Raw genomic sequence first — 23,434 nt, forward strand, 5'->3', positions numbered from 1 at the left:
CGTGCGTTGGAGGCCCAACACAGTCTCGTGAGGATCGTTCCCGATTCGCGAAAGGCTTTTCCCGCCGCGCCGCAGGGATCTTGCCGGCCTCAGGCCAGGGTCGACAGGTCCTGAAACCAGTGCTGCGCCTGGACATAGTCCTTCACCCGCGGCGACAACGCATGCGGATTGGTGTCGTGCACCACCCAGACTTGCACCGCGTCGTCGACGACGATCTCGTGGATGCGCGCGAGAAGCTTGTTCTGCTCATCCGGGTCCAGGCTCGCCTTCACCTTGTCGCAGAGGGCATCGACGTCCGGGTTGCGGTAGTGGCTCCAGTTCACCCCGCCCGGGGCGATCTGCTTCGAATCGTAGAAGCGCAGGATCGCGTAGAACGGGTCCGAGGTGACGTAGGCGATGTTGCCGGCGGTGATGCCCTTGAGGCTCGGATCCGCCGCGCCCTGGCGCCAGGCCGTGTAGGCCACCTCCAGCTCCACCGTCTTGAACTCGACCTGGATGCCGATCTCGGCCCAGCTCTGCTGGACGAACTCGTTGATCGGCAGGGACAGCATCTGCCCGGTCCCGCCGGTGGGGATCATGATCGTGGTCTTCACCGGATTCTGCACCGAGAAGCCGGCCTCCTGCACGAGCTTGCGCGCCTGATCGACGTCGGTCTTGATCTGGAAGCTGGGCTTGCCGAACCACGGGCTCGACGTCTGCATCTGGCCGACCGCGGGTTGCGCGAGGCCGCCGAGCAACTGGACGACGCCCTCGCGGTCGATGGCGAGGTTGGCGGCCTTGCGCAGGCGCAGGTCCCGCCAGGGCGAACCCTCCAGCATCGACAGGTGATAGTTCCAGACATGCGGCGTGTCGTTGCCGACCACGCGCATGCCGGACGCCTTCAGGCGCGGCACCGCGTCGGGGGCCGGCGCCTCGATCAGGTCGACATTGCCGGACAGCAGCGCGTTCACCCGGGCGAGATCCTCGGGCACGCAGGTCAGCGTCAGCTTGGAGAGCTTCGGCACCCGCTTCGGGTTCCAGTAGCCGGCATTCGGCAGCAGTTCGAGGCGGACCCGGGGGACCAGCTGGCCCATCTTGAACGGGCCGGTGCCCGAGGGCTGGAACGCGAACTTGGCCCAGTCGCGCCCGACCGCCTCGTACTGCGCGGGCGAGGAGATCAGGAACCACAGCATCTGGTAGGGAAACAGGCTGTCGGGATTCTTGGTGGTCACCTGGACGGTCTTGGCGTCGAGCTTCCGGTAGCTCGCGACGCCCGGCAGCCGCGGGCGAACCTGGGCGGCCTGCCGCTGGTCGAAATGTGGCGCCTCCTTGTTGAGCACCTTGTCGAAGTTCCAGATCACCGCGTCGGCATCGAAGGCCGAGCCGTCATGGAACGCCACGCCCTCGCGCAGGTGAAAGATCCAGATCTTGGGATCGGCCGGATCGACCTCCCAGGCGGTGGCGAGGCCGGGGACCATCGTGCCGGGCCGGTCGGCGATATCGAGGTCCCAGGCGACCAGGGGATCGTACAGGGTCAGGCCGGTGAACTGATAGCCGCCGGCACCCCGGTCCGGCTGACCGGTGGTGAGCGGCAGGTCGGTCATCGAGATACCGTAGGTCAGGCTGCCGGCGGCCATGCCCTGCGCGCCGGCCCGTCCCGCCGTACCCAGTGCCGCCAGGGCGGCGCCCCCGGCCATGAGCGCGCGGCGTGTCGGCTTGATCAGGTCCATCATGTCTCTCGGCAGAAGGGGACGCGCCGCCCGTCAGCGCCCTCCTCCGTCGAGAAGTACCGCAGCGGACCGCATACGGTATCTTGCATGCATCGTGCCCAACGCTGCGGCAGCCGGTATTCCGACCCTCAGCCCGCCCAGACCTGTCCGGGCCTCAGGGCCAGGAACCGCTCCGGGGCGAGGCCCTGCGCGTCCAGCGCCGCCGCCAGCGCCTCGACGGGCCGCTCGATCCCCTCGTCGGTGAGCTGGAAGGTGCCCCAATGGTGGCCCAGCGCCTGCTCGGCCCCGAGGAGCACGAACGCCTCAACGGCCTCGGCCGGGTTCACGTGCTGCGCCTGCATGAACCAGCGCGGCTCGTAGGCGCCGATCGGCAGGGTCGCCAGGCGTGGCGCCCCGAACCGGGCGCGGATGTCGCGGAACAGGCCGCCGTCGCCGAAGCCGGTATCGCCCACGTGGTAATGGACGCCCTGGGCCGAGCTGATCACGAAGGCGCACCACAACGCCATGCGTCGGTCCTGAACGCCGCGGGCGGACCAGTGGTTGGCCGGCACCAAGTGGACGGTCAGCCCGTCGCCGAGATCGACCGACTCGCCCCAGTCGCGCGTCTCGACATGCATCGTGTCGTCGTAGTTGCGCAGGATCGTGTCGTTGCCGAGGGGCGCCACGATCAGCGGCTGGTGCGCCTGCCAGATCCGGGCGAGGCTCGGCCCGTCGAGATGGTCGTAGTGGTTGTGGGTGATCAGCACGACGTCGATCGGCGGCAGGTCAGCGAACGCGATCCCCGGCGGGTTGACCCGCTTGGGGCCGGCGAAGCGGACCGGGCTCGCCCGCTTGGCGAAGACCGGATCGATCAGGATGTTGCGGCCGGCGACCTGCACCAGATAGCTCGCATGCCCGATCAGCACGACGCGCAGCGATCCGCTGCGCTCCGGCGGCCGGTCGGCGGGAAACGGGCTCGGGTAGCTCTTGGGCCAGGGCTCGCGCTGCCGCTTGGCCTGCCAGCGCAGCACGTCCGGCAGGGACTTGTCGGTGGCCTGGTCCGGCAGGAAGAACCGCAGCCCGTCGAAATGGTCGGATTTCGGCCCGCGATAATACGGGTTCTTGCCTCGCCGGTGGGCGGCATAGCCGACGCCGCCGAGCGTCATGACCGTGGCCGCACTCGCGACCGTGAGCAGGCTGCGCCGTTTCATGGTTGGGAGATGGCCGGCAAGGGGCCGTGGTCAAGCTCCCCCGGCCGCGACGGGGAGCCTCAGGGCCGTCCTTGCCTCACTCCACGGCCTCGGCGGCGAGCGACAGGCGCGCGCGGAACACCACCTTGCCGACCGCGTCGCGCACGCAGGCGACGTAATCCTGGCGCTCGACATCGGGCAGCATGTCGCGGGCGATCGCCGACATGATCCGGGTCACCTTGGCGCGCGCGGCCGGCAGGTCCGGCAGGTCGAAGCCGACCTCGTCGCGGACCGGCTGGGAACCGTCATGGAGATCGATGAAGTAGCGGGGCATCGGCGCGCAGCGTCTCGAGGGAGGTAATTCTCCAATAGGAGTGCGCAAATTGTGGTTAATGATGCGTTAATCGTCTCGAATAGTCGTCTATAGCTGTCCTACAAATCAGGAGCGCCAGCGCAGTTCGCGCTGTTCCAGAGGGTTCACGAACGCGCGAGCGGCCCGGGCCGATTCCAGGGCCTCGCGCTTGAGCCGGAAATACCATTGCGAGGGCAGATCGCCCTGGCCGAACAGCACCATGGTCGGCTTGCGGTCGAGGCCGTCCTGCGCGTGCTGGAGCACCTGCTGGTCCTGGGTCAGGAACTGCCGCATCAGGGGGCGGGCGATCGGCTTGAGCAGGTTCAGCGCCGGCATGCTCCAGTAGAGGGCATTGGTGAGCAGCGTGCGGTCCGGCGTGAGCGGCGTCGCGAAGGTGTAGTTGGCCACGCGCTTCTCGCCGGCGCGGATGCGCTCCAGGCGCACGCCGGGCAGGCGGAACTCGATCTCGACCTCGGGCACGCCGCCGAGCAGGCGGTAGACCGGCGAACTCGTCGTGGTGGCGTGGCTGGTCATGACGAAGCCGTGCGGCACCGGCTGAAACGTCTTCACCTTCTCGCGCAGCTGCTTCGAGGGGCGGAACCACCAGCTGTCATGCACGAAGGCGACGTGCCCGGGATCGACCAGGCTCAGGGTGGTGAGATCGTAGGAGGCCTCGACCACGAGTTCGACGACGAGAGAGCCGGCCGGCTCGAAATCAAGCTCCGGCACCGCGGGCACCGCACCGGCCGCGGGGCCGAGATGCGGGTTCACCCACAGGAACCCGGCGCTCTCCTGAACGGGGAAGCGCTGGACTTGGATGCGGGAGAAATCCGCGGCGTCATGCTCGGACAGCGTCGGCACGTCGCGGCAGCGCCCGTCCGTGCCGAAGCGCCAGCCGTGGAACGGGCACATCAGCGTGTGGCCGTCGAAGCGCCCCTTCGACAGGGCCATGCCGCGATGCGGACAGCGGTCGCGCAGCGCGAACGGGGTGCCGTCCGGGGCGCGGCCCAGCACGATCTGCTCGCCGTTCAGCTCCACGGCGCGAAGCCCGGTGCGGCCGAGGCTGCGGGACTGGCCGACGCAGTACCACGCATTGCCGAGCGGCTGACGCATGGCCTCGGGATCGAGGGCAGCGTCCTCGGGCGGACGCGGCAGGGACGTGACGGGCGCGTTCAAAGGGGGTTCGGGCTGACCTCGGTGCGCCCGTCATACGCCCGGCAGCCGGAGCGGGAAAGCACGGGTGCGGGCACGGGCACAGGGAGGACAAACGGGCGCAGCTGCGGGGCTTCACAAGCGGGCAGGAGCCACCTACCTTCGCTTCACCCGCAACGAACGAAAGGAGGTGATCCAGTGTCTCATTGTCATCAGCCGTCAGTCTCGGCTTACCGGACCTGGACCGTCGCCTCCGGCGCGTCGATCTAAGACGCGTCTGAGCCCCGATTTCGGGACAGTTCCGCCGGACATGACGGTTCGGCAATGGAAGGGCCACCCTCACGGGTGGCCCTTCGGCTTTTCAACGTCGGAATTTTCAGCGCTTCGGAGCCTGGAACAGCGGCTGGGCCAGGGCTTCGGTCCGCGCCCGCCACAGGTCGCGCTCCTCGTGCAGGGCATCGCGCTCGGCCGCGATGGCGTGGCGCTCGACCCGCAGCGCGTCGCGCTCGGCGATGGCCCGGTCGCGCTCGATGCGCATGTGCTCGCGCTCCTGGCGGAACCGCTCGCGCTCGCTCCGGAATTCCTCGCGCTCGGCGCGGACCTCTTCCTGCTCGGCGCGCAGATCCTCGATCGAGCCGATCTCCTCGCGGATATGCTCGCGGAGCGCCCGCATCTCCTCGGCCAGGATCGCCTGCAGCTCGTCCTGACGCTCGGCCTCCAGCCGCAGCTTGGCCTTGAGCATCATGTTCTCGGCCATCAGCTCGGACACGTCCGCATCCTCCGCGGCCGCGCCGACGCCGTCGGGCTGAGCCACCAGCCGGGGCGACCAGGCCGCCTCGGCACCGCGCGGCGCCTTGGTCTCCGACTTGGCTTCTTCCAGAGCCTCGTCCGGCCGGTCGTGGCCGCGTAGCTCGGCCGGGCTGTGGGTCTTCATCGTCGCGAGCCAGTCCCGCAGGGGACCGGGGGCGATGCGGCTGCCGGTCTCGTGCGGCGGGAAGGTGCGGGCGGGTTCCGACATCGGCGGTCGTCCTGAACGGGTGCTGCCCGATCAGAGTCCCAACATGCTTAACGATCCGTAAAAGTTAATGGGCGGCTTCAACCCTGAGGTGGTCCGCGGCCGAGAAGACGGAAAATTGACTTTTCCGGCCGCCGCCGCTACCTCCCGCGCTTCCGATCCGTAGCAGATCGTCACGACACGAAGCCGACCGGCCCATGAGGCCGGAGGTCAACGCCCGACAGCGCGTCCGCGCCCTCGGGCGCGATCTGTGTTGGGCCGATCCGCTTCGCCGGGATCCGCCGGTCGAGGCTTTCGCATGACCCAAGACGCCGTGACCCGAGACGCCGTGACCCGAGTCGCCGCGACTCAAGCCGCGCTGAACATCGCGGACGCGATCAACGAGACCTGCCCCTGGTCGGGCAAGCCGATCTCGGCCGACTCGCTGACGCTCTATAACGGCGCCGTGGTCGGCTTCTGCAACCCGGGGTGCCGGGACAAGTTCGCGAGCGCCGTGCGCAGCTTCGAGGCCGCCCTCCAGGCGCGCCGCGTCGAGCGCGCCGGGCTCGAACAGTAAGCGCGGGTCCGAAAACCATGTTCGAAGGCCTGTCCGACCGCCTCTCCGGCATCCTCTCGGGGCTCACCCGCCGGGGCGCCCTGACCGAAGCCGACGTCACCGCGGCGATGCGCGAGGTCCGCCGCGCCCTGCTGGAAGCCGACGTGGCCCTGGAGGTCGTGCGCGGCTTCACCGACCGGGTGAAGGAGAAGGCGGTCGGCGCCGTCGTGCTCAAGTCGGTCACCCCCGGCCAGATGGTCGTCAAGATCGTCAACGACGAGCTGGTGGCGATGCTCGGCACGGATGCCGAGGTGATCGACCTCAACGCCCCCGCCCCGGTGCCGATCCTGATGGTCGGCCTCCAGGGCTCGGGCAAGACCACCACCACCGCCAAGATCGCCCGGCGCCTGTCGGAGCGCGAGAAGCGGCGCGTCCTGCTCGCCTCCCTCGATACCCGGCGCCCGGCCGCCATGGAGCAGCTCGCGGTCCTCGCGAAGCAGGTCGGCGTCGAGAGCTTGCCGATCGTGGCCGGCCAGTCGGCGGTGCAGATCGCCAAGCGCGCCATGGAAGCCGCTCGGCTCGGCGGCTTCGACGTGGTGATGCTCGACACCGCCGGCCGCACCACGGTCGACGAGGCCCTGATGGTCGAGGCGGCCGAGGTGAAGGCCGCGACCCGGCCCCACGAGGTGCTGCTGGTCGCCGACGCGCTGACCGGCCAGGACGCGGTCAACACCGCCCGCGCCTTCGACGAGCGGCTCGGCGTCACGGGCATCGTGCTCACCCGCATGGACGGCGATTCCCGCGGCGGCGCGGCGTTGTCGATGCGCGCCGTCACCGGCAAGCCGATCAAGCTCGTCGGCACCGGCGAGAAGGTCGACGCGCTGGAGGAGTTCCATCCCTCCCGCGTCGCCAACCGCATCCTCGGCATGGGCGACATCGTCTCCCTGGTCGAGAAGGCCGCCGAGACCATCGACCACGAGCAGGCGCTCCGCACCGCGGAGAAGATGCGCAAGGGCAAGTTCGACCTGGAGGACCTCTCCATGCAGCTCGCCCAGATGGAGAAGATGGGCGGCATCGGCGGCTTGATGGGCATGCTGCCCGGCATGGGCGCGATCAAGAAGCAGGTCGAAGGCGCCAACCTCGACGAGAAGATGTTCAAGCGCCAGCGCGCGATCATCTCGTCGATGACCGCGCAGGAGCGCAAGAACCCGGACCTGCTGAAGAACTCCCGAAAGAAGCGCATCGCGGCGGGCTCGGGCGTCGACGTCTCGGAGATCAACAAGCTCCTGAAGATGCACCGGACCATGGCCGACATGATGAAGGCGATGGGCTCGGGCAAGCGCGGCATCGGCCAGGCGCTCGGCTCGATGTTCGGGCTCGGTGGCGGCGGGATGGGCGGCGGCATGCCCGGCCTGCCCCCCGGCATGCCCGAGCCGACGCCCGAGCAGATCGCCGCGATGGAAAAACAGTTCGGCGGCAAGCTGCCGCCGATGCCGCCGGGCCTGGGCGGCGGCGGGATGCCCAAGATGCCGGGACTTCCCGGCCTCGGCGGTCCGAAGCTGCCCGGCCTCGGCGGCTTCATGCCGGGGAAGAAGAAATGAGCGTGCTGGCGGCCCAGGCGGTCGATCCCGAACTCGCGCGCCTGCGCGACAGCATCGACAATTTCGATGCGGCGCTGATCCATCTGCTCGCCGAACGCTTCCGCTGCACGCAGCGGGTCGGCGAGCTCAAGGCCCGAAAGGGGATCCCCCCTTCCGATCCGGACCGGGAGGCGCGTCAGGTCGCCCGGCTCCGCAAGCTCGCGGTCGAGGCCAAGCTCGACCCCGATTTCGCCGAGAAGTTTTTGGCCTTCGTGGTCAAGGAAGTCATCCGGCACCACCAGACGATCGCGGCGACGCACGAGTCGGCGATCGACACCGAGAGAAAGTCGTAAACCAATGGCCCTGAAGATCCGTCTCACCCGCGGTGGCGCCAAGAAGCGTCCGTACTACCGCATCGTCGTCGCCGACGCCCGCGCTCCCCGCGACGGCCGCTTCATCGACAAGGTCGGCGCCTACGACCCGATGAAGCCCAAGGACGATCCGGCCCGGATCCAGCTTGACGCCGAGAAGATCCAGGGCTGGCTCGCCAAGGGCGCGCAGCCGACCGACCGGGTCCTGCGCTTCCTCGACCAGGCCGGCCTCGCCAAGCGCCCGACCCGCAACAACCCGCAGAAGGCCGAGCCCGGCGAGAAGGCCAAGGAGCGCGCGACCAAGCGCGCCGAGAAGGCCGCCGCGCCCGCCGAGGACGCCGCCGCGTAAGGCGCCTGCGCCATGGCGCGCCGCCCCGCAGGTTCATTCTCCCGCGACGGCGGTCGCCGCGGCCGCGCCGGCACGGCGATCGGTGCCATCGCGCCCGAGGCCGCGACATCGCCCAAGGCGCCGGCCCCGAAGCCGGTGGCACCGCCCGTGGCGCCCGACCCGAACCTCGTCCTCCTGGGCGAGTTCGGGCGGGCACATGGGCTCAACGGCGAGATCCGGCTCAAATCCTACACCGGCGATCCCCTGGCGATCGCCGGCTACGGCCCGCTCCTGACTTCGGACGGGCGCACGCTGACCTTGTCCGGGGTGCGGACCGCCCCCGGCTCGTCCCCAGACATGCTGATCGCGCGGGTGAAGGATATCGGCGGCCGAAACGCCGCGGAGGCGCTCAACCGGGTCGCATTGTTCATCCCCCGCGACCGCCTGGCGGATCCCGAGGATGACGACGAGGTCTATGCCGCCGACCTGATCGGCACCACCGCGGTGGACGAGGCCGGCACCGTGATCGGCACGGTCGTCGCGGTGCCGAATTTCGGCGGCGGCGACCTCCTCGAACTCCGCCCCGCCGCGGGCGGCGCGACGGCGCTGCTCCCCTTCACCAAGGCGTTCGTGCCGGTCCTGGATCTCCCGCAGCGGCGTGTGACCGTGGTGCTGCCGGAGGATTTCTTCGCGTCGGTGGGCGAGAAGCCCGCCGACGATCCGGGCTGAGGTTTTTCGGACATCACGGCCATGCGCCGGGAGCCTGAGCGCCCGCTCTGAACCGGTCAGCGCGGCGTCGCGGCATCCCGGCACGAGCGGATCGTCTCCGGGCGCGGTCGGTCCTCCGGCGCGGGCGCCGCGAACACCGCCAGATAGGCGCCGCCGCTCAAGGTTTGGAACCCGGTCTCACGGTAGCCGGCAGCGGCGAGTTCGCAGCGCAGCAGCGCCGGCGGGGTGCCGTGGCGCGAGGGGATGTCGTCGGCATCGACGATGCCGACCCGGCCGCCCGGGCGCATCGCCGGGGCGAGGTTGTGCAGCAGGCCGAAGGGCTGCGCGATCTCATGGTACATGTGCACCAGGATCGCGGCATCGACCGAGGCCGGGGCCAGACGCGGATCGTGGGCCTCGCCCCGCACCACGGTGACGTTGTCGACCCCCTTCACCCGCCGCTCCAGACTCGCCAGGTAGGCGGGCGTCACGTCCTCGGCCAGGACCTTGCCGCCCGGCCCGACCCGGGGACTGAGCCGCACCACGTAATAGCCGCTGCCGGCGCCGATATCGGCCACCGTCTCGCCGGGGGCGATGCCCATCCCGCGGGCGACCTGATCGAACTCGCCGGCTCTGTCGCGCTCGGCCTCCGAGGACCATTGCGGCGCCACGATCTCAGCCACCGGCCGGTCGGGCTTCGGGAACGCCCCCGCGGGGGCGCCGGGAGGCGCCAGCGGACCTGCCGCGAGGGCCGGTCCCGCCAGCGCGACGGAGAGGAGGAGCATGATCCGGATCATCGCCGACAACCCGCCGCGGGGGCGAACGGTGCCCGCCCCGTTGACCGTGCCGCACCCCGCGCGCGATCAAGCGCCATGACGCGCGCGGAAACGCCCTGGCGGGCCACGATCCTCACCCTCTACCCGGAGATGTTCCCGGGGCCTTTGGGCGTGTCGCTGTCCGGCGACGCGCTCGCCCGGGGCGACTGGAGCCTGGAGGCCCGCAACATCCGCGCGCACGGGCTCGGCCGCCACCGCGCGGTGGACGACACGCCGGCCGGCGGCGGCGCCGGGATGGTGCTGCGCTGCGACGTCCTCGCCGCCGCCATCGACGCCGCGACCCCGGATGACGACCCCCGCCCCCGGCTGCTGATGTCCCCCCGCGGCCAGCCCCTGAGCCAGGCCCGGGTGCGGGAGCTCGCCGCCGGCCCGGGGGCGCTGATCGTCTGCGGCCGGTTCGAGGGCGTCGACGAGCGGGTCATCGCCGGCCGCGGCCTGGAGGAGGTCTCGATCGGCGATTACGTGCTCTCGGGGGGCGAGATCGCCGCCCTGGTGGTGCTCGACGCCTGTGTGCGGCTCCTGCCCGGAGTGATGGGCAAGGCGGAATCGGGAATCGAGGAGAGTTTTGAGGGCGGGCTCCTCGAATATCCGCACTACACCAGGCCCCGGGACTGGGAGGGACGGTCGATCCCGGAGGTGCTGTCGGGCGGCAATCACGGGGCCATCGCCCGCTGGCGACGGGAACAGGCCGAGCGAATCACCGCCGAGCGGCGGCCGGACCTTCAGGCGGGTTCCAGGTCGATCACCGGTCCGTCGAGGTCGTAATCCAGCGGATCGAGCTGAAGCTGCTGCGCCGCCGGACGCCGAAGCCGGCCCGCCAGGGCCAGGCGGGTCGCTAATGCGCCGATAACCATAAGTAAAACTGACCAGACCGACACTATCGCAGCGCTGTGGAAAGACATCAGCGTACCTCGAACGCAACACGGCACGGCATTAAGGCTAACGCCCCAAGATTAATCGACGGTTCCCCGGCGTCGAACAGCCCGTCCCGGCCGGGGGCACGCGCCGAAGACTGCAACCCGGACAAGCGCTTGCCAGAGGCCTGGATTGGGCGCATCCCCGGGCCGGGACACTCCTCCCCGCCGAGGAGCGCCCATCTGCAAGGATGGATCCGACGATGAGCCGACCCGACAGGCGCCCGCGCGTTCCCCATTTCTCGTCCGGCCCCTGTGCCAAGCGTCCGGGTTGGACGCCCTCCGCCCTGGCCGACGCCGCGCTCGGCCGGTCGCACCGCTCTCCGCTCGGCAAGGCCAAGCTCGGCCGGGCCATCGACCTGACCCGCTCGATCCTGCAGGTGCCCGACGATTACCGGATCGGCATCGTGCCGGCCTCCGACACCGGCGCCGTCGAGATGGCGATGTGGACCCTGCTGGGGCCGAAGCCCGTGGAGATCGCCGCCTGGGAGGCGTTCGGCAAGGAGTGGGTCACCGACGCGCTCAAGCAGCTCAAGATCGCGCCCAAGATCCATCAGACGCCCTACGGCGTGCTGCCGGACCTGTCGGCGATCGACACCAAGCACAGCGACGTGGTCTTCACCTGGAACGGCACCGCGGCCGGCGTGAAGGTGCCCGACGGCGACTGGATCGCCGCCGACCGCGAGGGCCTGACGATCTGCGACGCCACCTCGGCGGCCTTCGCGCAGCCGCTCGCCTGGGACAAGCTCGATGTCGTCACCTTCTCCTGGCAGAAGGTGATGGGCGGCGAGGCCGCGCACGGCATGCTGATCCTCTCGCCCCGGGCGGTGGCGCGGCTAGAGAGTTATGTCCCGGCCTGGCCGCTGCCGAAGGTGTTCCGGCTCGTCAAGGACGGCAAGCTGATCGAGGGCATCTTCAAGGGCGACACGATCAACACCCCCTCGATGCTGGCGGTGGAGGATTACCTCGACACCCTGGACTGGGCGGTGCGGATCGGCGGCCTGCCGGCGCTCCACGCCCGGGCCGACGCCAACGCCAAGGCGATCTACGACTGGGTCGCCCGGACGCCGTGGATCGCGCCGCTGGCGGTCAATCCCGCGACCTACTCGAACACCGGCGTCTGCCTGGTGATCGCCGACCCGGACGTGCTGGCCCGCGGCGACGCGGCGGTGGCGGCCCTGGCCTCGGGCATCGTCGAGCGCCTCGACCGCGAGGGCGTCGCCCTCGACATCGGCGCCTACCGCGACGCCCCGGCGGGCCTGCGGATCTGGTGCGGCGCCACCGTCGAGACGGCGGATCTCGAGGCGCTGACGTCGTGGCTGGACTGGGCGTTCGCCGAGGAGAAGGCGGCGCTGAGCCGAGCTGCGTAGCGGGATTGACGCGGTCTGCTCCGCCCTCTCCCGCATCCTGGGGTTTCCGCTGCGCTGCGGCCCACCAGGACGCGGGCGTGGATCGGAGGGAAGCGGTGTCCTCCTCTGCGAAGGCCTTGTCGCGCCGGCCGGTTCGCGCGATGCCTATCGTTGTGTCAGGAGACTCGCCGTGACCCACCACGCCGTCGTTCGTTGCGCATGGGATGAAGAAGCGGCCGTCTGGTATGTGTCGGAGAGCGATGTTCCGGGCCTCGCTACGGAAGCCGAATCGCTCGATGCCCTGCGGCGCAAGCTCCCCGGCATGATCCAGGATCTTCTGGAGGACGGACAGGGCGGCGATGTCGAGGTCGACCTGATTGCCTACGCGCATGATCGGGTGCGCGTCGGCGCGACGTGACCGACTTTACGCCGCCCCTCAAGAAGCTTCTGCATGACAACGGCTACCGCTTCTTTCGAAGCGGACGCGGCGATCATGAAATCTGGCGGCATGCGGAGACCGGCCGGAAGGTCGTCGTCGATGCCAGCATCAAATCCCGTCATACGGCCAACGGGGTCCTTAAACAGGCTGGGATTCCGAAGGCATTCTGAGGGGCTGTTCGACCGGTCCGGCCCGCACCGCCCTTCCCCCGCATCCTGAACCGCCCGCGTTAGCGAGCCTGCAAGAGCGCTTTAGAGGCCCCTGGGATCTCGGGAGACCTCCTTTGCGAGACCTCCACCGCGCTGCGGTGCCTTTGGCTGAGGTAAGGGATTGGGATCCGCGCCAAGGCGTTCCCGCAGTTTTCCCGTCTTTGCGAACGCAGCGAAGCAACCTAGGGAAACGCCACATCCGGAGACCGCGCGCTGCCCTGGGTTGCTTCGCTGCGCTCGCAATGACGGCGTGCGACGAACAACAAAAAACCCCGGCCCATACGGAGCCGGGGTTTCTCATGTCTGCGGCGCGGCCCCGGAAGGCCGCGCTGTTCGTCCTTAGTAGTTGTAGGCGCGCTCGCCGTGATCGGCGATGTCGAGGCCCTCGCGCTCCTCTTCCTGGGTCACCCGCAGGCCGATCGTCAGGTCGACGAGCTTGTAGAGGATCGCCGAGCCGATGCCCGACCACAGCAGGGTCAGGCCGACCGCCTCCGCCTGAATGATGAGCTGGCTCACCATGTCGTAGGCGCCCACCGCCAGTTCGCCCGGCTTCGAGGTGTAGTCGGGGATGCCGACGCCACCGAGGTTGGGATCGACCAGGATGCCGGTCGCCAGGGCGCCCAGAATGCCGCCGATGCAGTGCACGCCGAACACGTCGAGCGAGTCGTCGTAGCCGAGCGCGTTCTTCACGGTGGAGCACATCACGAAGCAGACCACGCCGGCCACGAGGCCGAGCACGATCGAGCCCATCGGGCCGGCGAAGCCCGAGGCCGGGGTGACGGCCACGAGGCCGGCCACCGCGCCCGAGAGCATGCCGAGCAGCGACGGCTTGCCCTTGAGCGCCCACTCGGCGAACAGCCACGCCACCGCGGCGCCGCAGGTCGCCACGAAGGTGTTGAGCATCGCCAGCGCGGCGGTGCCGTTGGACTCGAGGTTCGAGCCGGCGTTGAAGCCGAACCAGCCGACCCACAGCAGCGAGGCGCCGATCATGGTCATGGTCAGCGAGTGCGGGGCGAGCAGGTCGCGGCCGTAGCCGATGCGCTTGCCCATGATCAGGCAGCCGACGAAGCCGGCGATGCCCGCGTTGATGTGCACCACGGTGCCACCGGCGAAGTCGAGGGCGCCCTTCTGGAAGAGGAAGCCCGCATCCTTGTTGACCGCGTCGAGCGCCGCCTGGGCGGTGGCCTTCGAGGCGTCGTCGGTGGCGGCAGCCAGCGCCTTGGCGGCGTTGCCGACCGCGTCCGGGCCGGCCCAGTACCAGACCATGTGGGCCATCGGGAAGTAGATGACCGTGACCCAGAGGATCGTGAACACCACCAGCGCCGAGAACTTCATCCGCTCGGCGAAGGCGCCGACGATCAGCGCCGGGGTGATCATGGCGAACGTCATCTGGAAGCAGAGATAGACGTATTCCGGGATCACGACGCCGTTGGAGAAGGTCGCCACCGTCGAGTTGGCGTCGATGCCCTTCAGGAACGCCTTGGACAGGCCGCCGACGAAGTCGTTGATGCCGCCGCCGTTGGTGAAGGCGAGGCTGTAGCCGTAGAACACCCACAGCAGGCCGACGATCGACACGATCGCGAACACCTGGGTCAGCACCGAGAGCATGTTCTTGGTGCGCACCAGGCCACCGTAGAACAGGGCTAGGCCCGGCACGCTCATCATGAGCACGAGGGCCGAGGAGATCAGCATCCAGGCGGTGTCGCCCTTGTTGGGCAGCGGCGCGGCCGCGGCGGCAGCCGGCGCCGCGGAGGCGGCTTCCGGCACCGGGGTCTGCGCGAGGGACGGCTCGATCAGGAGGGCGGCAAGCGCCGCGCCTCCCAAACCGAGCATGAGGGCATTACGAACTTTCATGGACAGGTGGCTCCCGGTCGCGATTCGTTGAGCGTTGGGTAAAGGTCGAGGCTGTCGGCGGGCCGGCTCACAGAGCGTCGGCGTCGGTCTCGCCGGTCCGGATGCGCACCGCCTTCTCGAGGGGCAGCACGAAGATCTTGCCGTCGCCGATCTGGCCGGTACGCGCCGCACCCGCGATGGCGTCGATGACGCTGGAGGTCAGGTCGGAGGCGACCGCGACCTCGATCTTGAGCTTGGGCAGGAAGCTCACCGCGTATTCCGCGCCGCGGTAGATCTCGGTGTGGCCCTTCTGACGGCCGTAACCCTTCACTTCCGTCACCGTCAGTCCGTGGACGCCGATTCCGGTGAGCGCGTCGCGCACCTCCTCCAGCTTGAACGGCTTGATGATGGCCATCACGATCTTCATGGGCGGCGCCCCCTTACAGAGTCCTTGGAAACCGATGCCGTCGCACGAGTTGCGCGGCGACCCGGCCCGGGTCGCCCGCTGAGCCGGGCTGGCCCGCGGTTGAGCGGGACTATTCAAGGACTATGCCACTCAAGCTGGGCGGGGAACTTTTCGACGAGAGGCCGTTATGCCCAGCAAATAGACGGATCAGGCGAAGCCCGAGGCAGACACGTCGACTGACATGCCTGCAACGTGATCAAATGATGAGAAAATATGCATTTTTAGCAGGTGCATTTCTGCAACGTACGTTGGCGAAAGACTTTTAATCCCCGTGCGGCCGAATCAAGCCCTCCTGCGCCACCGAGGCGACGAGGTTGCCGGCGCGATCGAAGATCTGGCCGCGGGCGAAGCCGCGGGCGCCGCCGGCCGCCGGGCTGTCCTGCGCGTAGAGCAGCCAGTCGTCGATTCGGACCGGGCGGTGAAACCACAGGGCATGATCGAGGCTCGCCGCCTGGATGTTCGGATCGAACACCGAGCTGGCATGCGGGATCAGCGACACGTCGAGGAGGGTCATGTCGGAGGCGTAGGCCAGCACCGCCCGGTGCAGGGCCGGATCGTCCGGCAGCGCCGAGGCCGCCCGCAGCCAGACATTGAACACAGGCTCAGGCGGCGCGCCGCCCTTGCGGTGGGCGGTATAGCGGTCGAGATCGACCGGCCGCAGCTCGATCGGGCGCTCCCGGCCGAAATAGGCGGCGACCGCCTCGGGCATGCCGGTGGCGCCGGAGGCCGCCAGCGCTTTGCCGTCGAGGAGGCCGTCCGGCCCCGCGACATCGGGCATTGCCGGCTGATGCTCGAACCCGCCCTCGGACACCTGATAGGAGATCGTGGTGGCGAAGATCGCCCGCCCGTGCTGGATCGCCTTGACCCGCCGGGTGGTGAAGCTGCGCCCGTCGCGGATGCGCTCGACTTCGTAGACGATCGGCGCGCGGGGATCGCCCGGGAGCATGAAATAGGCGTGGAGCGAATGGGCCGGCCGGTCGTCCGGCACCGTGCGGGTGGCGGCCACCAGGGCCTGCGCCACCACTTGGCCGCCGAAAACGCGGCGCCAGCCGGTCTTGGGGTTCTGGCCGCGGAACAGGTCGACCTCGAGGCGCTCCAGGTCGAGGATGGCGATGAGCTCGGCGACCGCGTCGGTCATCGCGTCGGTGGTGGCGTCGGTCATGAGTCGCGGGGTTTCCGTTCGTCGTCCAAACGCGACATAGGCCTTTCGGGCGGAGCGATCCACGCGCTCGGCCCCCAGATCGGAGATCCGTGACGATGACGGCCCAGACGCCCCGCCCCGGCAGCCGCAGCCTCCTGATCGCCGGCGGCGGCCTCGCCAGCCTCGCCTTGGCGCTCGCGCTCAAGCAGGCCCATGGCCCGGCGCTCGCCGTGACCGTGATCGACCCCCACGGCGCCGATCCCGCCCGACATCGCGGCCGCGCCTACGCGCTGGCGGCGGGCGGGCGGCGGATGCTGACGCAGCTCGGGCTGTGGGACGCAATTTCGGCCGCGGCCGAGCCGATCGCCGAGATGGTGATCAGCGACAGCCGAATCGCCGACCCAGTGCGGCCGGTCTTCCTGACCTTCGGGCGGGAGGAGGAGGACCAGCCCGACCGGGCGGTGGGCGAGCCTTTCGCCCACATGGTCGAGGCCGAGCCCCTCGCCGAGGCGCTGGCCGAAGCCTGCCGGGCGACGGGCGTCGCCATCGTCAGCGGGGGCGTCGTGCGGGCGGTGCCGGAGGGCGCTGCGATCCGGGCGGAGCTGACCACGGGTGTGCCCCTCAAGGCCGACCTGCTGGTGGCCGCCGATGGGGCGCGCTCACGCCTGCGCGAGGCGGCGCGGATCGGCTGGGTCGGCTGGTCCTATCCGCAGGTCGGGATCGTCGCCACGATCGGGCATGCCCGACCCCATAACGGGCGCGCCTTCGAGCACTTCTTGCCCGCCGGCCCCTTCGCGATCCTTCCCCTGCGGGACGGCGGATCGCTCGGCCACCGTTCCTCGATCGTCTGGACCGAGCGGGCCGATGAGGCCGACGCGCTGCTCTCGGGCGAGCCCGACGAGGTGCTGGCCGAGATCGAGCGGCGGTTCACGTTGGATTTGGGCAAGCTGGCCCTGGAGCACGGCCCGAGCCGGCATCCCCTGGCCTTCGGCATCGCCCGGGCGTTCCGGGCGGAGCGGCTGGCCCTGCTGGGGGATTCCGCCCACGTCATCCACCCGATCGCCGGCCAGGGTCTCAATCTCGGGCTGGCGGATGCCGCGGCGCTGGCGGAAGCGGTGACCGGGGCGCTCCGCCTCGGCCTCGATCCCGGCAGCCCGGACGTGCTGCGGGCCTACGAGCGCGCCCGCCGGTTCGACAGCTTCGCCATGGCGGCGGCCACCGACGGGCTGAACCGGCTGTTCTCCAACGACGCCCTGCCGCTGCGGCTCGCCCGCGACCTCGGCCTCGGGATCGTCGACCGCCTGCCCGGCCTCAAGCGGTTCTTCATCGGCGAGGCCGCGGCCTCGCGCGGGTCGCGGCCCCGGCTGATGCGGGGGGAGGCGCTGTAAAGTCAGGCGGACCGGCGCTCGCTCACCCACCGCGCCGCGTCGGCCCGGGGGGCGACCACGTCGGTGTCGGTGCGCAGCTGCGGGCTGTAGGCGGGGTCGTCGGTCAGCACGTCGTGCCAGCGCCGCAGGAAGCGCGAGATCTGCGAGCCCGGGGCGAAGCTGGTCTGCCGGGAGGCGCTCTCGTGGTGCGCCATCTCGGCGAACGGCGTGTAGACGATGCGGTAGCCGAGCATCCGCAGCTTGAAGCACAGGTCGACGTCGTTGAAGTCGAGGGCAAAACGCTCGTCGAAGCCGTTCACCGCCTCCAGCACCGCCTTGCGGGTGGCGAACAGGGCGCCCGTGACCGACGAACAGTCCCGCTGCGCCAGCGCCCAGTCGCCGTAGGTCGGCTCGGACGCGTCCCGGTTGTACCAGGGATGGGCGCAGACATCGAAGATGCCGCCGAACATGCCGGCATGCTGGATCTTGCCGTTCGGGAACAGCAGCCGCCCGCCGACGCCGCCGACGCCGCGGTCCAGCGCGAAGGTCAGGAGCGCCTCGATCCAGCCGGGGCGGCGCACCACCAAGTCGTCGTTCATAAGGATGACGAGGTCGGTCTCGGCGGCGCGCCAGAGGGTGTTCATCTTGGCCGCGTAGTTGAACGGCGCGCCCTCGGGCCGCGTGGTGAGCAGGCGGGTCACTGCGAACCGGTCCGAGCGGCCTCGGTAGATCGCGTCGTCGGTCTTGTCGTCGCCGATCAGCACCCGGATCCGGTCGGCCGGGTAGCTGCTGCGGGCGAGGCTGTCGAGGAAGTTGATCACGTGAGGCTTGGCGCCCTCGATCGGGCGGCCCTCTTCGTCCCGGGGCCGGCTCTGCGCAGTCGGGACCACCAGAGTCACGGGCGGCCGCGTATCGAGGCTGCGGCGGATCTCCAGCGTGTCCGGGGTCAGGCCCGGTGCGGTGCGCAGGGGGGAACCCGAGCCCTGGAACCAGCGGTCGAGCACGTCGGCCCGGGCGGCACGCTTGGCCTTCGGGCGCGCCAGCGGCGAGGCGATCAGCGTCTGCGGGATGCGGTCGATGCCGATGCCCGCCGAGATCGCGTCGAGCAGAAGCCGGAACCAGGCGGCGTTGCCGGTGCGCCGGCCGAAATCCGGGGTGAGGCTCGCCAGGGCCGAGACGCGGATCACCAGCGGGAAACCGATATAGTCATCGGCCATGAGCAGCGCCGGGTTGAAGGCCGGCTTGCAATGGACGCTGCGGACTTGGCCCGCGCCGTCCACCACGGCGTCGTCGCCGTAGAAGATGCCGATATCCGGCCGCTCGGCCATCGCGGCGAGGATCGGCGCGAACAGGTCCGGGTGCAGCTCGGAGGCGGCCGGGGCCACGAACACGGCCCGGCAGGCTGGAAGCTGGCCGGCGGCGATCTGGCCGAGCTTGCGTTCGTCGACCGGGTGGAACCGCTCGTCGAGGGGCAGCGGCAGGATCGCGTCCGGCCAGGCGCGCGCGCTCCAGGAGGCCGACGGGGCCGGGACCGGTTTTTTGTTCAACACGGATCGCGTCTCCCGGACCTCAAATACGTTCGGCTGCGAGGAGGCGGCTGACGCTCGCCTCCATGGCGGCGGCCACCGCGCCGATCGACAGGCGCTCGCGGATCCGGGCGCGGGCGGCGGCGCCGATCCGCGCCGCGTCGCCGCTGGTCACCGCCCGGGCGGCGTCGGTGAGCGCGCGGGCGAGGTCGTCCTCGTCCACCTGCCCCCATTCGGCGCCGCGCAGATACGGCCCGTAGGTCTGGTCCAGGGCGGCGATCTCGGCTTTCACCGGGAAGCCGCAGGTGGCGTCGAGGAAGTCGCGGCTGCCGCCGTAATCGGTGGCGACCACGACCTTGCCCATCTCCATCGCCTCGGCGATCGTCAGCCCAAAACCTTCGGAGGAATGCGACGAGGCATAGACCGCGCAGAGCTCGAACAGGGCGCCGAGCTCGTTCTGGGAGAGCGGCTGGTCGATCACCACCACGTCGCCGGTCTTGCCGACGAGGTCGAGCAGCTTCTTGCCCTCGTCGGGCAGGTCGAACACGTGCTTGGTCTTGAGCACGAGCTGCCAGCCGGCTTGCGCCAGCCCCGCGGCCCGGAACGCCCGGATCAGCGCGTGCGGGTTCTTGCGGGCGAGGTAGCTCGACCCGTCGAAGGCGTAGAGGATCACCTTCCTGGCGGGGTCGATGGAAAACGCCTTGCGCAGGTTGGCCTTGGCGGCGGCACTCGCCGGCTCGCCGGGCTCGTTCTCGACCACGTAGGGCACGACATCGACCGGGATGTCGGTGATCTGGCGGAAGATCGCGGCGCAGAACTCGGTGGGCGCCCAGATCGCGTCGAGGCCGTCCACGGTGGGCAGCCAGCCGCCGGGCACGTGCGAGGTCTCCCAGACGAACAGCCCGATCTTGAGCCGGGCGCTCGCGGCGATGTCGAGCTGCCGCGCGCTCATCAGGGAGTGCCAGCTGTCGCCGTTGAAATGCACCAGGGCGACGTCCGGCGCCCCCGAGAAGGTCCGGGCCTGCCAGCCCGGCCCGACCCGGGCATGGACGTGGAACGAGCGCTCCATCGGATGGACGTTAAGGGCGAACGGCGCCCGGTGCAGCGCCCGCACGTAGCTACGCGCCGCGACGCCGAGCCCGTTGGCGTAGTTCATCGGCGAGACATACGAGACCCGCAGGGGCCGCTCCGGCGCCTGAGGCTTGCGCAGGTCGGCCCAGATCCTGGGGCCGGGATACGTGAAGGTCTGGTCGAGCCGGTCGAGGTCGAAGCCGCGCTCCTCGATCGCCGCGCGCACCGCAGCGCCGCCGATCGCGGCGTGCTCGCCCAAGAGCGAGCGCTTCACGAACGGGAAGCCCTGGCCGAGCATGTTCTCCCAGTCGAACAGGGTGCGGTTGTTGCGCGGGTCGTTGACCAGCGTCATGTGCTTGTTCTGGGCCGAGAACAGGCTGCGCATCCCGAGCCCCGCGGCCCGCATCCGCCCGGAGAAGGTCAGCTCGTACTCGGTGATGACAATGTTCTTGTCCGGCCAGTTCGCCACCGACTGGATGAAGTGGTTGAACGCGTAGGAGGATAGGCAGCGCTTCTTCAGGGCCAGGAAGAAGCTCTGGAGGTGGTGACTGTAATAGAAATTGTCGGCAAGCCCGATCACCGCCTCCGGATAGGCATCGATCTTCGCCAGCAGCCCGGCGAAGTCGCCGCTGTCGAGGGGCCCGACCAGGCTGTCGTTCGCGAGGTACAGGGTCTCGGAATCGAGCAGGTCGTCGTCCTCCAGGAGGACATGCGCCCAGGCGGCGAAATCGAAGCCGGTATTCTCGCGCAGGTAGGCCGAGGCGCACAGCGTCAGGATCGCCTCCGGCACCGCGGTCTTGTGCTGGTCGGCCGCGATGATCAGCACGATGTCGATGCCGTTCTCGGCAAAGGCCCGCAGGTAGGGCTCGACATGGCCGCGGATGCGCCCCTCCGGCGCATGGGTGATGAACAGGGCCGTGCGGCCGTGCCGGCGCGGCTCCCGCTTCAGGCAGGACAGGCGGGCATCGGCGGCCTCGGGCACCGCGGCACCGGCGACCCGGCGGGTCAGGCGCCCCGCCTCCAGCCCGGTGGTGACGTAGTCGACGAGCGGATTGAGCCCGAGCGCCGCGACCCTGGGGTAGCGGGCGAGGTACCAGGGCGCGTCGAAGCGCGGGGACGGGCTCGTACGCCAGCCGTTATCGGCCAGGAAATGCGCGAGCGGGTTCGCGTCCGTTTCGTCGTCGGCGAGGTAGGTCTTCGTGTACCAGCGAGTGTCGAACCAGGGGCCGGGATCGAGCCCCTCCCGGGCGCCGTGCTCCAGGAAATGCACCAGCGGGTTGAGGCTGTCGGCGCGCACCGCCGCCGATTGCGCGGCGTACCAGTCCGGATCGAACAGGGGATGCGGGGCGTAGCGCCGGTAGCCGCCGGCCATCACGTAATGTTCAAGAGGTTCGAGCCCGCTGGTCTCGGCCTCGGGGCAGCGCCCGCGGTAGAATTCGGCGTCGAAGATCCCGGACCGGCGGATCAGATCGACATGCCGCGACAGCCCGGCGAATTCATCCGGATTGCGCAGGTAGCCCTGCTTCCGGCCGGTCTCGTAGTAATGCGCCAGCGCGATGCCGCCCGCTTCCCGGGCGTCCGGGTAGCGCGACCGGTACCAGGCGGACTCGAACAGCGGCGACGGGTCGGTGTCGGGGCTCTTCACGAAGTGGAAGAACGCCCGGGCGCGGGCGTCGGCGCCGCCGAGATAGCGCGCGGCGTACCAGTCCGGATCGAACAGCGGGTTGGGGGCGATGCCGGCATCGGCGCCGCGCTCGACATAGTGGATCAGGGGGTTCACGCCCTCGGCCCGCAGGCCCGGGACGGCGTCGAGATAGCGGTCGCCGTGGAACAGGGGCGACGGCCAGCGGCCCTCGCGCCCGCCATGGACTGCGTAGTGCACGGCCGGGTCGATCCCCTCGCCGACCACGTCGGGATAGCGCCGCGCATACCAGGCCGGATCGAACAGGCCCGAGGCCTTCACGGCCGCCACGAGATCCGCCTGCCGGGGCTCGTTCGTCCGCCGCCGCTTCAGGCGCCGGGCCAGCGGGCGCGTGAGGGACCGCGCGGGACCGGCGACGAACACATCTCGAAGGCGCATGGTGAGTACCGGATACGCGGGAGGCCCGCTTTGCTGCCCACGCCGCAATCCGCGAGAGACATCAGGAGGTTCAGCCGGCCGCCCCGGCTCGCGCGCCTTCCTAATGGTCCGGCCGGCCCGCGCCAAGGGCCGTGCCGCGCAGCGGCGCAGAACCCTCGGATAATCCCGCCCAATCCGCGTGCGGCGATCCCGACCTTGCCAGCCCGGTGCGAACGGCCCCACATTGACCGGATGACCGGCGGGGTTCCCCGGGGCCCCGGACAGGAGACGGACAACCGCATGACGCAGGCGATCAGCCCGGCCACCAGCCTCGACGACGGCATCGTGGCGACCGCGGAGAGCTGCCTCGCCGCCGTGGGTCAGGCGCGCGACGCGATCCACGGGGTGATCTTCGGCCAGGAGAAGGTCGTCGATCTCGCCCTGGTGACGATCCTGGCGGGCGGCCACGGCCTGCTCGTCGGCTTGCCGGGGCTCGCCAAGACCAAGCTCGTGGAGACGCTGGGCACGGTGCTCGGCCTCGACGCGCGGCGCGTGCAGTTCACCCCGGACCTGATGCCGTCCGACATCCTCGGCACCGAGATCTTGGAGGAGGATGCCGAGCGCCGCCGGGCGTTCCGGTTCGTGCAGGGGCCGGTCTTCACACAGCTGCTGATGGCCGACGAGATCAACCGGGCGAGCCCGCGCACGCAGTCGGCCCTGCTCCAGGCGATGCAGGAGGGCCACGTCTCGGTGGCCGGCGCCCGCCATGACCTGCCGCGGCCGTTCCACGTGCTCGCCACCCAGAACCCGATCGAGCAGGAGGGCACCTACCCGCTGCCCGAGGCCCAGCTCGACCGCTTCCTGCTGGAGATCGACGTCGGCTATCCCGACCGCGCCGCCGAGCGCCGGATCCTGATCGAGACCACCGGCATCGACGAGGTGCGGCCGCACGCGGTGATGTCCACCGAGCAGTTGCTCACCGCCCAGCGCCTCGTGCGCCGGCTGCCCGTGGGCGAGGCCGTGGTCGAGGCGATCCTCGACCTTGTGCGCGCCGCCCGCCCCGATGGCGGCGACGCGCTGGTCAAGGACAAGCTGCTCTGGGGCCCCGGCCCCCGCGCCAGCCAGGCGCTGACGCTCGCCGCCCGCGCACGGGCGTTGATCGAGGGCCGGGTCGCGCCCTCCTTGGCCGATGTGAAGGCCCTGGCCGAGCCGGTGCTCAAGCACCGGATGGCGCTCAGCTACACCGCCCGCGCCGACGGCGAGACCATCGAGGGCCTGATCGGCAAGCTCGCCGAGAAGCTTTAG

At 70.1% G+C, this 23,434-nt stretch carries 22 protein-coding genes; 11 read left to right on the forward strand and 11 right to left on the reverse strand.

Annotation, left to right across the window (positions count from 1 at the left end; genetic code table 11):
* Positions 1–89 precede the first annotated feature (89 nt).
* The 5 genes from MKK67_RS21280 to MKK67_RS21300 form a co-directional block, all read right to left on the reverse strand.
* Positions 90–1,709, reverse strand: a complete 1,620-nt coding sequence (locus MKK67_RS21280; RefSeq protein ID WP_243969201.1) for an ABC transporter substrate-binding protein — start codon at positions 1,707–1,709, stop codon at positions 90–92.
* Between the two features lie 128 nt (positions 1,710–1,837).
* A complete protein-coding gene (locus MKK67_RS21285) occupies positions 1,838–2,899 on the reverse strand; it encodes an MBL fold metallo-hydrolase (RefSeq protein ID WP_243969153.1) in 1,062 nt (353 codons plus the stop codon).
* A gap of 76 nt (positions 2,900–2,975) precedes the next feature.
* Positions 2,976–3,212, reverse strand: coding sequence for a DUF6894 family protein (locus MKK67_RS21290; RefSeq protein ID WP_243969154.1), 237 nt, complete (start codon positions 3,210–3,212; stop codon positions 2,976–2,978).
* A 105-nt stretch (positions 3,213–3,317) separates the two neighbouring features.
* Positions 3,318–4,343, reverse strand: a complete 1,026-nt coding sequence (locus tag MKK67_RS21295; protein ID WP_243969203.1) for an aromatic ring-hydroxylating oxygenase subunit alpha — start codon at positions 4,341–4,343, stop codon at positions 3,318–3,320.
* 415 nt (positions 4,344–4,758) lie between these two features.
* Positions 4,759–5,400 carry an ATPase gene (locus MKK67_RS21300; protein ID WP_243969156.1) on the reverse strand — a complete coding sequence of 214 codons (642 nt, stop codon included), beginning with the start codon at positions 5,398–5,400 and terminating at the stop codon, positions 4,759–4,761.
* 295 nt (positions 5,401–5,695) lie between these two features.
* On the opposite strand from MKK67_RS21300, the gene MKK67_RS21305 reads away from it, so the two are divergent.
* The 5 genes from MKK67_RS21305 to rimM are packed head-to-tail and all read left to right on the forward strand — an operon-like array spanning position 5,696 to position 8,940.
* Entirely contained in the window at positions 5,696–5,953 is a 258-nt protein-coding gene (locus tag MKK67_RS21305) for a glutathione S-transferase (protein ID WP_243969158.1), read from the forward strand.
* Between the two features lie 17 nt (positions 5,954–5,970).
* Entirely contained in the window at positions 5,971–7,533 is a 1,563-nt protein-coding gene (gene ffh / locus MKK67_RS21310) for a signal recognition particle protein (protein WP_243969161.1), read from the forward strand.
* Entirely contained in the window at positions 7,530–7,865 is a 336-nt protein-coding gene (locus MKK67_RS21315; RefSeq protein ID WP_092036445.1) for a chorismate mutase, read from the forward strand. Before ffh ends, MKK67_RS21315 begins: the two co-directional genes overlap by 4 nt.
* 4 nt (positions 7,866–7,869) lie before the next feature.
* On the forward strand, positions 7,870–8,232 hold the full coding sequence (gene rpsP / locus MKK67_RS21320) for a 30S ribosomal protein S16 (protein ID WP_147896965.1): 363 nt from the start codon (positions 7,870–7,872) through the stop codon (positions 8,230–8,232).
* A 12-nt stretch (positions 8,233–8,244) separates the two neighbouring features.
* On the forward strand, positions 8,245–8,940 hold the full coding sequence (gene rimM / locus MKK67_RS21325; protein ID WP_243969163.1) for a ribosome maturation factor RimM: 696 nt from the start codon (positions 8,245–8,247) through the stop codon (positions 8,938–8,940).
* Between the two features lie 56 nt (positions 8,941–8,996).
* Here rimM and MKK67_RS21330 read toward each other — a convergent pair whose 3' ends face one another.
* The gene (locus tag MKK67_RS21330; RefSeq protein ID WP_243969165.1) at positions 8,997–9,716 is read right to left on the reverse strand and encodes a class I SAM-dependent methyltransferase; all 720 of its coding nucleotides are present in this window, start codon (positions 9,714–9,716) and stop codon (positions 8,997–8,999) included.
* Positions 9,717–9,791: 75 nt separating this feature from the next.
* Between MKK67_RS21330 and trmD the strand changes: the two genes are divergently transcribed.
* From trmD to MKK67_RS21350, 4 genes are all read left to right on the forward strand, one after another.
* Positions 9,792–10,520: a tRNA (guanosine(37)-N1)-methyltransferase TrmD gene (gene trmD / locus MKK67_RS21335; RefSeq protein WP_243969167.1), complete on the forward strand. Its 729-nt coding sequence runs from the start codon at positions 9,792–9,794 to the stop codon at positions 10,518–10,520.
* 352 nt (positions 10,521–10,872) lie between these two features.
* The gene (locus MKK67_RS21340) at positions 10,873–12,039 is read left to right on the forward strand and encodes a phosphoserine transaminase (RefSeq protein ID WP_243969170.1); all 1,167 of its coding nucleotides are present in this window, start codon (positions 10,873–10,875) and stop codon (positions 12,037–12,039) included.
* Positions 12,040–12,208: 169 nt separating this feature from the next.
* On the forward strand, positions 12,209–12,436 hold the full coding sequence (locus MKK67_RS21345; RefSeq protein ID WP_243969172.1) for a DUF1902 domain-containing protein: 228 nt from the start codon (positions 12,209–12,211) through the stop codon (positions 12,434–12,436).
* Entirely contained in the window at positions 12,433–12,627 is a 195-nt protein-coding gene (locus tag MKK67_RS21350) for a type II toxin-antitoxin system HicA family toxin (RefSeq protein ID WP_243969174.1), read from the forward strand. Before MKK67_RS21345 ends, MKK67_RS21350 begins: the two co-directional genes overlap by 4 nt.
* A gap of 378 nt (positions 12,628–13,005) precedes the next feature.
* On the opposite strand, the gene MKK67_RS21355 is transcribed toward MKK67_RS21350, so the two are convergent.
* The 3 genes from MKK67_RS21355 to tesB form a co-directional block, all read right to left on the reverse strand.
* The gene (locus MKK67_RS21355) at positions 13,006–14,520 is read right to left on the reverse strand and encodes an ammonium transporter (RefSeq protein ID WP_243969176.1); all 1,515 of its coding nucleotides are present in this window, start codon (positions 14,518–14,520) and stop codon (positions 13,006–13,008) included.
* 67 nt (positions 14,521–14,587) lie between these two features.
* The gene (locus tag MKK67_RS21360; protein WP_092036434.1) at positions 14,588–14,926 is read right to left on the reverse strand and encodes a P-II family nitrogen regulator; all 339 of its coding nucleotides are present in this window, start codon (positions 14,924–14,926) and stop codon (positions 14,588–14,590) included.
* A 301-nt stretch (positions 14,927–15,227) separates the two neighbouring features.
* Positions 15,228–16,127, reverse strand: a complete 900-nt coding sequence (tesB, locus tag MKK67_RS21365) for an acyl-CoA thioesterase II (RefSeq protein WP_243969178.1) — start codon at positions 16,125–16,127, stop codon at positions 15,228–15,230.
* 95 nt (positions 16,128–16,222) lie between these two features.
* Between tesB and MKK67_RS21370 the strand changes: the two genes are divergently transcribed.
* Positions 16,223–17,494, forward strand: a complete 1,272-nt coding sequence (locus tag MKK67_RS21370; RefSeq protein ID WP_243969180.1) for an FAD-dependent monooxygenase — start codon at positions 16,223–16,225, stop codon at positions 17,492–17,494.
* Positions 17,495–17,496: 2 nt separating this feature from the next.
* Here the strand turns inward: MKK67_RS21370 and MKK67_RS21375 are convergent, their stop codons facing one another.
* Entirely contained in the window at positions 17,497–19,023 is a 1,527-nt protein-coding gene (locus tag MKK67_RS21375; protein ID WP_243969183.1) for a glycosyltransferase family 2 protein, read from the reverse strand.
* Between the two features lie 19 nt (positions 19,024–19,042).
* Positions 19,043–22,150, reverse strand: a complete 3,108-nt coding sequence (locus MKK67_RS21380) for a rhamnan synthesis F family protein (RefSeq protein ID WP_243969185.1) — start codon at positions 22,148–22,150, stop codon at positions 19,043–19,045.
* Between the two features lie 279 nt (positions 22,151–22,429).
* Between MKK67_RS21380 and MKK67_RS21385 the strand changes: the two genes are divergently transcribed.
* Positions 22,430–23,434 (forward strand): AAA family ATPase, encoded by a 1,005-nt coding sequence (locus MKK67_RS21385; protein WP_243969187.1) that lies wholly within the window; start codon positions 22,430–22,432, stop codon positions 23,432–23,434.

Source organism: Methylobacterium sp. J-072, from assembly GCF_022829425.1.
GTDB lineage: Bacteria > Pseudomonadota > Alphaproteobacteria > Rhizobiales > Beijerinckiaceae > Methylobacterium.

What these genes read in the sequence shown, in the direction of transcription:
- MKK67_RS21280 (WP_243969201.1), bottom strand. Translation starts at nt 1,709, where the DNA reads ATGGACCTGATCAAGCCGACACGCCGCGCGCTCATGGCCGGGGGCGCC.
- MKK67_RS21285 (WP_243969153.1), bottom strand. Translation starts at nt 2,899, where the DNA reads ATGAAACGGCGCAGCCTGCTCACGGTCGCGAGTGCGGCCACGGTCATG.
- MKK67_RS21290 (WP_243969154.1), bottom strand. Translation starts at nt 3,212, where the DNA reads ATGCCCCGCTACTTCATCGATCTCCATGACGGTTCCCAGCCGGTCCGC.
- MKK67_RS21295 (WP_243969203.1), bottom strand. Translation starts at nt 4,343, where the DNA reads ATGCGTCAGCCGCTCGGCAATGCGTGGTACTGCGTCGGCCAGTCCCGC.
- MKK67_RS21300 (WP_243969156.1), bottom strand. Translation starts at nt 5,400, where the DNA reads ATGTCGGAACCCGCCCGCACCTTCCCGCCGCACGAGACCGGCAGCCGC.
- MKK67_RS21305 (WP_243969158.1), top strand. Translation starts at nt 5,696, where the DNA reads ATGACCCAAGACGCCGTGACCCGAGACGCCGTGACCCGAGTCGCCGCG.
- ffh (WP_243969161.1), top strand. Translation starts at nt 5,971, where the DNA reads ATGTTCGAAGGCCTGTCCGACCGCCTCTCCGGCATCCTCTCGGGGCTC.
- MKK67_RS21315 (WP_092036445.1), top strand. Translation starts at nt 7,530, where the DNA reads ATGAGCGTGCTGGCGGCCCAGGCGGTCGATCCCGAACTCGCGCGCCTG.
- rpsP (WP_147896965.1), top strand. Translation starts at nt 7,870, where the DNA reads ATGGCCCTGAAGATCCGTCTCACCCGCGGTGGCGCCAAGAAGCGTCCG.
- rimM (WP_243969163.1), top strand. Translation starts at nt 8,245, where the DNA reads ATGGCGCGCCGCCCCGCAGGTTCATTCTCCCGCGACGGCGGTCGCCGC.
- MKK67_RS21330 (WP_243969165.1), bottom strand. Translation starts at nt 9,716, where the DNA reads ATGATCCGGATCATGCTCCTCCTCTCCGTCGCGCTGGCGGGACCGGCC.
- trmD (WP_243969167.1), top strand. Translation starts at nt 9,792, where the DNA reads ATGACGCGCGCGGAAACGCCCTGGCGGGCCACGATCCTCACCCTCTAC.
- MKK67_RS21340 (WP_243969170.1), top strand. Translation starts at nt 10,873, where the DNA reads ATGAGCCGACCCGACAGGCGCCCGCGCGTTCCCCATTTCTCGTCCGGC.
- MKK67_RS21355 (WP_243969176.1), bottom strand. Translation starts at nt 14,520, where the DNA reads ATGAAAGTTCGTAATGCCCTCATGCTCGGTTTGGGAGGCGCGGCGCTT.
- MKK67_RS21360 (WP_092036434.1), bottom strand. Translation starts at nt 14,926, where the DNA reads ATGAAGATCGTGATGGCCATCATCAAGCCGTTCAAGCTGGAGGAGGTG.
- tesB (WP_243969178.1), bottom strand. Translation starts at nt 16,127, where the DNA reads ATGACCGACGCCACCACCGACGCGATGACCGACGCGGTCGCCGAGCTC.
- MKK67_RS21370 (WP_243969180.1), top strand. Translation starts at nt 16,223, where the DNA reads ATGACGGCCCAGACGCCCCGCCCCGGCAGCCGCAGCCTCCTGATCGCC.
- MKK67_RS21380 (WP_243969185.1), bottom strand. Translation starts at nt 22,150, where the DNA reads ATGCGCCTTCGAGATGTGTTCGTCGCCGGTCCCGCGCGGTCCCTCACG.
- MKK67_RS21385 (WP_243969187.1), top strand. Translation starts at nt 22,430, where the DNA reads ATGACGCAGGCGATCAGCCCGGCCACCAGCCTCGACGACGGCATCGTG.